A 9,759-nucleotide genomic window follows, 5' to 3' on the forward strand; every position below is an offset into this window, starting at 1 on the left:
GTCGCATGCAAGGTAGCAACGACGATCAGTGGGGCTTGGACACGCTCGCCATTCGCGCCGGGCACAAACGCACCTTCGAGCAGGAGCACGCCGAGCCGATCTTTCCCACCTCGAGCTTCGTCTACGAAAGCGCGGCGGAAGCGGCACGCAAGTTTGGTGGCAAGGAGGCGGGTAACATCTACTCGCGTTTTACTAACCCGACCGTGCATGTCTTCGAGCGCCGTTTAGCCGCTCTTGAGGGCGGTGAGCGCTGTGTGGCAACGAGCTCTGGTATGGCGGCGATTCTGTCCACGGCGCTGGCGCTGCTCTCCCAGGGCGACGAAATCGTCGCTTCGCGCTCGCTGTTCGGCTCGACGGTTAGCCTGTTCGATAAGTACTTGGGCAAGTTCGGTATCACCACGCGCTATGTCGAGCTTTCGAACCTAGCGGCTTGGGAAGCAGCAATGACGCCGCAAACCAAGCTAATGTTCGCCGAGACGCCGTCCAATCCGCTGTCAGAAATCGCCGACATTGCCGCGCTGTCCAAGCTCGCCAAAGCCCACGGCGCTTATCTTGCAATCGATAACTGCTTCTTGACCCCGGCGCTGCAAAAGCCCCTCGAACTGGGAGCTGATTTGGTCATCCACTCGGCGACCAAATATATCGATGGCCAGGGGCGGGCGATCGGTGGGGCTATCGTGGGTAAGCACGACGTACTCGAAGAGCTCTTTGGCGTGGTGCGCACTTGTGGTCCCTGTTTGAGTCCGTTCAACGCCTGGATCTTTACCAAGGGTTTGGAGACGCTGTCGCTTAGGATGAAGGCGCACTGTGCCAACGCCCTTGAGCTTGCCCGCTGGCTGGAAGCGCATCCGGGGGTGGCCAAAGTGCACTACAGCGGCCTTGAAAGCCACCCGCAGCATGCGCTGGCTAAGGTGCAGCAAAAAGGCTTTGGTGCGGTGCTTGGGTTCGAGGTCGTCGGTGGGCAGGAGAACGCCTGGCGGGTCATCGACGCCACGCGTCTGATGTCGATCACCGGTAATCTGGGGGATGTCAAAACCACCATTACCCATCCGGCAACGACTACCCATGGGCGGCTTTCCGATGCCCAGCGCGAGGCAGCGGGCATTGCCCCTGGGCTAATTCGCGTGGCCGTAGGGCTCGAGGAGACCGACGATTTGAAGCGCGATCTTGCCCGCGGGCTCGATCCGCTGGTGAATTAGTCGCTGCTAGCTCGATAAACGAGTTCGATAAAGAAGTGCTGAAGATATAGAAGTGCTAAAAAGGGCCGAAACATAACGTTTCGGCCCTTTTATTTTCAATGCATCAGGCTAAGCCGAGCGATCAACTCGCGCCAAGGCCCGCTTTTTCGCGCAAGAAAGCAACGATCTGCTCTTCAGGCACCATGGTGGCCTCGGCATCGGTACGCCCTTTGTACTCGAGCTCGCCGTTATCGAGGCTGCGGTCGCCGATGACCACACGATGGGGAATGCCCATTAGCTCCTGATCGGCGAACTTCACGCCGGGGCGGGTATCGCGGTCGTCCAACAGCACGTCCAGCCCCGCCGCCGTGAGCGACTGATAAAGACGCTCGGAGGCTTCGCGTACACGCTGCGACTTGTGCGCGTTCATCGGCACCAGAGTGACGTGGAAGGGCGCCAGAGCGTTGGGCCAAATAATGCCGGAATCATCGTGGTTCTGCTCGATGGCGGCAGCTACCACACGGGTAACGCCGATGCCGTAGCAGCCCATCCAGGTGTGGCTGGTCTTGCCGTTGTCGCCCAGCACGTTGGCGTTCATCGCCTCGGAGTATTTCTTGCCTAACTGGAAAACATGGCCAACTTCGATGCCGCGCTTGATCGAGAGCGTACCCTGGCCGTCCGGCGAAGGGTCGCCTTCGACGACGTTACGCAGATCGGCGACCTCGGGCAGAGCAACGTCGCGTTCCCAGTTGATGCCAAAGTAGTGCTTGTCGTCGATGTTGGCCCCAGCGCCAAAGTCGCTCATCAGCGCCACGCTGCGATCGATAATGATAGGAAGTTCAAGACCGACAGGACCAAGCGACCCCGGACCTGCGCCCACGGCCGCGCGGATGTCTTCTTCGCTCGCCATGGTCAGCGGCGCTGCGACCTGAGGCAGGTTCTCTGCTTTCACCTCATTGAGTTCGTGATCGCCACGAACCAGCAGGGCGATCAGCCCGCCTTCGGCGGCCTTGACGAAGAGTGTCTTGACGGTCTTTTCGATGGGCAGGTCGAACTGTTCGACCAGTGCTGCGATGGTCTTGGCGTTAGGCGTATCGACCAGACGCAGCTCTTCGCTGGGCGCATCGCGCTTGGCATCGCTGCCCAGCGGCGCCGGAAGGGCTTCGGCCTTCTCTATGTTGGCAGCGTAGTCGGAGGCGTTGGAGAAGACGATGTCGTCCTCGCCCGAAGAAGCCAGCACATGGAACTCGTGAGACCCCGTGCCGCCGATCGAGCCGTTATCGGCGATGACCGGACGGAAGTCGAGCCCCAAGCGGGTGAAGATGCGCGTATAAGCGTCATACATCACCTGGTAGGTCTCTTTCAGCGACGCCTCGTCGAGGTGGAAGGAGTAGGCGTCCTTCATGATGAATTCGCGCGAGCGCATGACGCCAAAGCGCGGGCGAATCTCGTCGCGAAACTTGGTCTGGATCTGGTAGAAGTTGACCGGCAGCTGCTTGTAGCTGGCAATCTCTTTGCGTACCAGGTCCGTAATCACCTCTTCATGGGTCGGGCCGATACAGTAGTCGCGCTCGTGGCGGTCCTTGACGCGCAAAAGCTCGGGGCCGTACTGCTCCCAGCGCCCGGACTCCTGCCACAGCTCGGCGGGCTGCACGGCAGGCATCAAGACTTCCTGCGCGCCCGCGCGGTTCATCTCTTCGCGTACGATGGCCTCGACCTTGCGTAGAGTGCGTAGGCCCAGAGGCAGCCAGGTATATAGCCCCGAGGTGAGGCGGCGGATCATGCCCGCACGCAGCATCAGCTGGTGGCTGATCACTTCGGCGTCGGCCGGGGTCTCTTTGAGCGTGGCAATCAATAGTTGGCTGGCGCGCATGAGCGAAAAGATTCCTTGGGCGAATAGTGAGCGAGTTGAGTGATATAGAACGTGGCCGCCATTGTACGGCCAAGCAGCGACAGCGGCAAAACCTGGGGCCAATGCCTCAAAGTCCAAGCGTTAGGCGGGAGGGCGGTCAGAAGGGCGAATTCAACGATGACATCCAGCATGATCGGGTTATGATAGACTTCTGCGGTTCTTATTACGTGTATTCATATACTGTTTATTCATATACCGTCGTGTCGAGACGCTGCAGCGCTCATCGGCCGATGTCACCAAGGAAGAGCAAGCATGACCCCCACCGTTAATCGCTGGTTGGCGCGCGCCGTTGTTGGAGCCTCAATTGTGGCATTGAGTGGGTGCGGTACGCTATTTCACCCCGAACGCAAGGGGCAGCTTAGCGGCGACATCGACCCGGTGGTGGCCATCGCTAACGGCGTTGGCCTGCTCTTCTTCATCGTGCCCGGCGTGATCGCCTACGCTGTCGACTTCTCCAACGGCACCATCTACCTCCCAAGCCGCACCACTGCCAACGTCGATGCCCATCATCTCGACGATGCCATGGATGTCGGCGCGCTGGAAAAACTCCTCTCCGATACCGCAGGCCAGCCGGTCAGCCTCGAAGACGAACTGATCGTCGAAGAGATGGGCAGCCTCGACGAAGCGCTCGCCATGGTGCGCATGTCTGGTGTGCTGGATCACGCGAAGTTGGCGACGCTTTGAGGTGATGAGCGAGGGGGAGGGGGCCATATTGGTAGTGTTCATAATTCTGTGTCATTTCTTTAGATTGAACCGAAAAGAGATGACTCATGATCAAACCTACGTTCGATGTGGATGCTGCCCTTTAAGCCCTACGTGAGGGCAAAGGCATTACCGTGACCCATCTGGATGCTGGCGCGTTCTTCAATGCTGAGTTCGAGGTAAGACATGGGGCAACACCTTAGCGAAATACTCAGGTGTTGCACTCAGTTTCTGCGGCCAAGGTCTCTCTTTCTTGGCGCTCAACATCCCAGAGCACCAACGCGCCGTCTTCATGGGCGGAAAGCACATACGACCATCGCTGGAAACACTGAGCGAGGTCACTGGTTCTAGGCGGTGAAGTAGACCAGAGCCCTACTCCGACACCGATCACTAAAGCAATCATCGCCAGTTCATGGTGTCGGTGTTTAAGGCTTGCCAGCATTATCGTCCCACCCATTCCCTGGTCAGCGTGCGCTCCTCCGGATCATAGCGGTACACGGTGATACCACCATCAAAGGCGTGGCCGGTGGCCAGCAGGTTGGCCTCGGGTGCGGAATCGATACTCAGGTTGCGGGAGTAGTCATTGATGGAGGGAAAAGGATCCGTGCCCAGATCCAGATACGCCTGGGGCCAGGGGTTGCCTGCTTCGAACAGGGCAGCATAGGTTTGGCTGGAGCCATCCTTGCGATAATGGCTATGGCCGATAAGAAGGAACTCTTTGCTACTATTAATAAAAACTAATGCAAGGGTCTTTGGGGTAGCTAAAGGGCGATAAATACCATACTCATCGGGATTGTTTTTTCTTGGGCCATTAATTAATTCACTATCGTCCCAATATTCATCATCCTCTAGTCCTTCTGGTAGATTATCCAAATACACTCCACTCAAATAGTCTGCAAGATGGTGCCGATCTTGCGGCGAGGAAGTACTCCAGTAGAGTCCGATAGTATTCTCATCGCCGCTAACCACCCACTGCCCGTCGGGGCTGATGGTGGCATAGGTTTTGGATGAGTTGCCGGGTAGTTTAGCCACAGGCGCCAATGTATCAATATCCCACAAAGTCACCCCGCCATAGCTGGAAGAAAAACGGAAGTCGTCCTCTTCTCTCACTGGCGGCGAGTCTTCCTGCTCTCCTCCAGGGCTTCCCGAACCACCGGAAACAAAATAACGTCCCCCAATAGACAGGTTCAAGACTTGTCCAGTCCCGGTAAAGCTTGGACTTTGGCTATCAAGCAGGACAGGACGTAGCGCATCGCCATATCCATGATAAATATTCCAGGTGCGGTTGCTGGAAAGGTAGTGCTGCCAATCGGCTGACATCACATGGCCGTAGGTAGGAAAGTGCTCGAACTCCTCGACCACATCACCGTCGACGCGTTGTACGTACACCACGTCATTTTGATCCTGCCAGAGGAAAGTATCACTCTCGGGGATAAAATAAGCACTATAGAGGTTAGCATCATTTGACAACTGCTCGCGTTGTTGGCCCTCAACATCCCATAGCACCAACGCGCCGTCTTTATGGGCGGAAAGCACATAGCGGCCATCGCTGGAAATACTGAGCGAGGTCACCGGTTCCAGGCGGTGAAGCGTAGACCAGAGCCATACTCCGACACCAATCACCAAGGCAATTATCGCCAGTTCACGGCGCCGGTTTTTAAGGCTCGCCAGCATTATCGGCCTACCCATTCCCTGGTCAGTGTGCGCTCTTCGGGATCATAGCGGTACACGGTGATCCCCCCATCAAAGGCGTGGCCGGTGACCAGGAGGTTGGCGTTGGGCGCGGAGTCGATACTTAGATTGCGGGAGTAGTTATTGATGGAAGGGAAAGGGTCTGTGCCTAGATCGAGATATTCTTGGGGCCAGGGGTTGCCTGCTTCGAAGAGTGCGGCATAAGTTTGGCTGGAACCATCCTTGCGATACTGGCTGTAGCCAATACGTAAGAATTCATCGCTACCATTGATAAAGGCCAAGGAAATCGTTGTCGGCGTAGCTAGAGGGCGATAAATACCATACTCATCGGGCTCACTCTTTCTTGGTACATCAATTAGCTTACTGTCATCCCTGTAATCTTCTTCGGGGAGCCCTTCTGGCAAGCCCTCAATAAAAAGACCATAATTATAACTAGCCATATCATGTCGCTCTTCCGGTAATTCAGTGTTCCAGAAAAAACCTAATGTATTTTCATCACCACTAACTACCCATTCACCATCTGGACTGATAGTGGCGTCTACCTTGAAAGAATTTCCTGGTAGCATGGCAATTGGCTGAAAAGTATCAAGATCCCATAAAGTTACCCCCGTATAATTACTAAATCGGCGTTCAGGCGCTACCGCTTGCACCTCATCGACGCTTGGGCTCTCTCTGTCGCCTGAGCCTGCCGATACAAATTTCCGCCCCTGTTCCGAGAGAGTAATCTTCAATATTTTTCCTGAACCTACAAAGCTTGGGATAATACCGTCCTGCATGACTGGCCGCATGGCGTCCCCGTGCCCATGAAAGATATTCCAACGCTCATCGGAAGCCAGGTAGTCGGAAAAGGTGGAGTCCATTACATGCCCATACGTCGGAAAATGTTCGAATTCTTCAATTACCTCGCCGCCAACACGCTGTACATACACCACATCATCCTGATCCTGCCACAGGAAGGCATCGCTCTTTTCGATAAAGTATGCACTGTAGATATTGGCATTATCAGAAAGCACTTCTCTTTCTTGGTGATCGATATCCCATAGTACCAACGCGCCGTCTTCGTGAGCAGAAATGACATAATGACCATCGCTGGAAATACTTAGCGAAATCACTGGCTCAAGTTCATGCAAAGATTTCCAGGCCAGCAATCCCCAAACCATAAGGATGAGCGCAAACACTCCAATCCCCATAATTTTCTTGTTAGATCGGTTCATAGTTACCAAATCCACTCTCCCTTAATAACGGCCTGAGAATTCCTTCTTCATAACTCTTCTCAAATACTTCATCACTGGGAATTTTCATCCCCGAGTGATCGAATAGCCAGGGTGTTTGATCAACAAAATCAAAAAATTTGTTACGTAGCAAGTTCTCAATAAATAAACTTTCGACACTAACCGCATTAAATCCGATACTCCCTAGCGCAGCCCTGGGTGACTTGTCTGCCCGCCAATTCCTGCGCACGAGCCTTTGCAAACTATCGATATAATGGGCTGCCCGGTCTTCACTCACTACTGCATGATGTGCAAGTGGCGCCAGCAGGTGGTAAGTGGGCAAAGGGTCAGTGCTGGCGATGGCCTCTCGTGCTTCCTGAATGGCTTGCTCACGAAATTCGGCCCACGCTTGAGCGGCACGTTCACGGCCATAGGGGTCCGGACCTACTGGCGGCTGACGGGGCGTGGGCGGTCTTACCGTATTGGCTGGCGCCTTATCGATATAATAATTAGTTACTGGTCCGGCAAGCCCAATAGGAATAACCCACCACTTTTTGGTATAAGCGCCACCGATTCTTCCCAATCCAGCATCCATTTTATCGTCTGCCGAGTTGATGGCATTTATCGTTGAGCTTAACCAAATACTAGGTATGTATTGGACCATTCTTGCCCAGAAGCTCTCCGCTTCACTGGGCGGCGGCCCCAGAATGCCATCCTGCTGCGATTGAAGCACCACGATCTTACGGGCAGCCTTATGAGCATCCGGGAACACCCCCATACCTAACGGATGGCTGTCCTGAGACGCATCGTTGACCAAGGCGTTGTCGGCTACCGCTGGCTGCCACAAATAAAGGTTATCTACCCACTGGTGGCGCTCCTGCTCGCCCAGGATATTGAGTGCGGTCAACACCACGCGCGCACCCAGCGAGTGGCTGATGATATTGATCGCGATGCCTGCTTCGTTAAGTTGTTCAAGCAAGGCCACCAAGCGTCGGCCTGCTGCCATCGCGTTGAGTTCGGCTTGGAAAAAATCAACGCTTCCGGTATCACCAAACCAGGCGATGCTCACCATGCGGGTATAGGGCTGCCAATCCTCCTCGGTCATGCCTGCGGCGCGGTTCAACTGATACTCCATGTGAACGAACCAGTTCCTTGCACCGCTGCCGTTACAGTGCGCTTCGCGAACATTATCCGGCCTATTTTCCGTGGGGGTATGATACGCGTTGCTGGCAGTGTATCTCCCTGTGATCGAAACGGGCATCTCGACCTTTTCTATATCCTGCAATATCGTGGCACGGCTAGCGGTATGAGCGTTAGTTACTAACGACGGCGTATCGATATCGCTATGCTGCTCCCAGGAGGCAAACGTACCGTACTCGCCCAAGGGCACATTGTATCCATGCAGAAATAACGTGGCATTGTTACCCGCCAACTGTAGTTGTTCCAACTGATCTTCACTAAGCAGATCGTCCTCTGGCGTCGTCTTTTCGTCGCGCAGATTAATGCTGATAGGTGGTGGGAGGTAGGCGGCCTGAATGGTCGTCTCCTCTATAGCGACCTCCACCTCCGGAGGAGCGGCCGCCGCTTGGCGCGGGTCTAGCAACTTATCATCCACTGCCACCAAGTGCAGGCCATGGGTATTCTCCAACTGCCAGGCGACCTTACCGGGCGTTACGCCTTCGTGACGGCTAATGCCTTCGGCATCAATGCGCGCGCTGAAGATATTCCCTTCGGAATCACATAGTTTGACCGACGTACCTTCGGGAAGAAAACGGCCCAAGGTATCGCTATGTACGATCAATACGGTAACCGCAACGCTGCAGTGCGAAGGGGCAGTAATGCCGCTTTCGCCTGCTCGACTAGGCTGCAGAGGGGGTGGTGATAGGGTCTCTGTCATGTGTAATCACCGTCGTTTAGAGGAGCTTGTACACCGACCAGTGCTTTCAATTCAGCAAGCAGCGCCTGCCAGGAACCGTTATGGGATGCTAGCTGTGCCATATGCTGGTAAGAAAGCGGCACGTGATAAGCTGACGCCGCCAGTATTTGGCACCCTTGCCAACGCGCATACTCAGTGGCCAAGGGCAGTTGCTTCATCTGTTGTAGCCACTGCTTCGCTTGTAGATATGAAACATCATGGTCACTGGCCAACTGCTGGCAGAATGCTTGATCGCGTGCGCTCTGCAATGCCTGTTCGTGAACCGCCGTGAGTCGAAATCGTTCTAATGGCTCAGCATCAGGAGCCGGTGATTCAAGCTGCCATATCTCACCATAGCCATTGCCCTTCATGGTGTTTATGGGCCCCAGCAGCGCATGGATTTCACCCTCGCTCAATACACCGGCCAACCCGGCATACAGACGAGGATCGGCGTAACGAAACAGGGCTGGAGGCGCGGCGTATCGTTCAACATGCAGCAATCCACGGTAATGCTCTACAACCGTTGAAAACGGTGCATGCGTATGAAGCGCGATAGCAGCGCCCTGCTGTACCCATGTTGACGCCGTCGCACAGGCATTGGCATTTGAAGGATTGATCAGAACCGGCCCTTGCTGCGCGTGTCGAGCATAAGACGTTTGCAGATATAACAGTTCGTAGCCAGGTCGCTCATCTGCTTCGAACATCCTGCGCAAGAGCGACGGATAAAGCGCCAGATCCACGAGATAAAAGACTGAAACGGAAGATGCTCTTACCGGCATGGGCACTGATCTCCCAACGCGCAGCGATGAACATTATCACCGTTACCGTCCTTCAATCGCTGGCATATCTCAACCACGGCAGCGCCTTGCAGGGAGGCGGTCTTCAGCTGGTTCTGCTGCAAAGGCGCAATACGCTCATGCTGCTCCGGCTCTACATGCCCAGGCAGTAAAGCCTCCAACGCCGCCTGCCCACTGCCTGCACCAGGACTCCCCCCCGAGTTAATACGCACCTGCGCCCCCACAATGGTCACGCCGCTGGGGTCGAGTTTGACGAAGCTGCCGCCGGCCTTGAGGGTGATCTCGGCGCCAGCGTCCAGGACGACTTGGCTGCCTGCCTTGTGGTGGATCTCTTGCCCGGCTTCGGTTAGCT

General features: G+C 55.4%; 7 protein-coding genes and 1 pseudogene. 2 read left to right on the forward strand and 6 right to left on the reverse strand.

Translation table 11 applies throughout. The features are described from left to right. Positions 1-5: 5 nt before the first annotated feature. Positions 6-1,199 (forward strand): O-succinylhomoserine sulfhydrylase, encoded by a 1,194-nt coding sequence (locus LLY24_RS09030; RefSeq protein ID WP_259035951.1) that lies wholly within the window; start codon positions 6-8, stop codon positions 1,197-1,199. 121 nt (positions 1,200-1,320) lie between these two features. Here LLY24_RS09030 and LLY24_RS09035 read toward each other — a convergent pair whose 3' ends face one another. Further along, entirely contained in the window at positions 1,321-3,051 is a 1,731-nt protein-coding gene (locus tag LLY24_RS09035; protein WP_259035952.1) for a proline--tRNA ligase, read from the reverse strand. 291 nt (positions 3,052-3,342) lie between these two features. Between LLY24_RS09035 and LLY24_RS09040 the strand changes: the two genes are divergently transcribed. Further along, positions 3,343-3,774 (forward strand): hypothetical protein, encoded by a 432-nt coding sequence (locus tag LLY24_RS09040; protein ID WP_259035953.1) that lies wholly within the window; start codon positions 3,343-3,345, stop codon positions 3,772-3,774. 459 nt (positions 3,775-4,233) lie between these two features. Here the strand turns inward: LLY24_RS09040 and LLY24_RS09045 are convergent, their stop codons facing one another. The 5 genes and pseudogenes from LLY24_RS09045 to LLY24_RS09065 form a co-directional block, all read right to left on the reverse strand. Next, complete coding sequence (locus LLY24_RS09045) at positions 4,234-5,466, reverse strand: WD40 repeat domain-containing protein (protein WP_259035954.1); 1,233 nt, start codon at positions 5,464-5,466, stop codon at positions 4,234-4,236. Next, complete coding sequence (locus tag LLY24_RS09050; RefSeq protein ID WP_259035955.1) at positions 5,466-6,698, reverse strand: WD40 repeat domain-containing protein; 1,233 nt, start codon at positions 6,696-6,698, stop codon at positions 5,466-5,468. Before LLY24_RS09050 ends, LLY24_RS09045 begins: the two co-directional genes overlap by 1 nt. Next, positions 6,685-8,592: an alpha/beta hydrolase gene (locus tag LLY24_RS09055; protein ID WP_259035956.1), complete on the reverse strand. Its 1,908-nt coding sequence runs from the start codon at positions 8,590-8,592 to the stop codon at positions 6,685-6,687. Before LLY24_RS09055 ends, LLY24_RS09050 begins: the two co-directional genes overlap by 14 nt. After that, positions 8,589-9,389 (reverse strand): DUF4123 domain-containing protein, encoded by an 801-nt coding sequence (locus LLY24_RS09060; RefSeq protein WP_259035957.1) that lies wholly within the window; start codon positions 9,387-9,389, stop codon positions 8,589-8,591. The genes LLY24_RS09055 and LLY24_RS09060 overlap by 4 nt, the downstream gene beginning before the upstream one ends. Next, positions 9,380-9,759 (reverse strand): annotated as a pseudogene (locus LLY24_RS09065) (bacteriophage T4 gp5 trimerisation domain-containing protein); the annotation flags it as partial. The gene LLY24_RS09060 and the pseudogene LLY24_RS09065, both read right to left, overlap by 10 nt.

This window comes from Halomonas dongshanensis (genome assembly GCF_024790395.1).
GTDB lineage: Bacteria > Pseudomonadota > Gammaproteobacteria > Pseudomonadales > Halomonadaceae > Vreelandella > Vreelandella dongshanensis.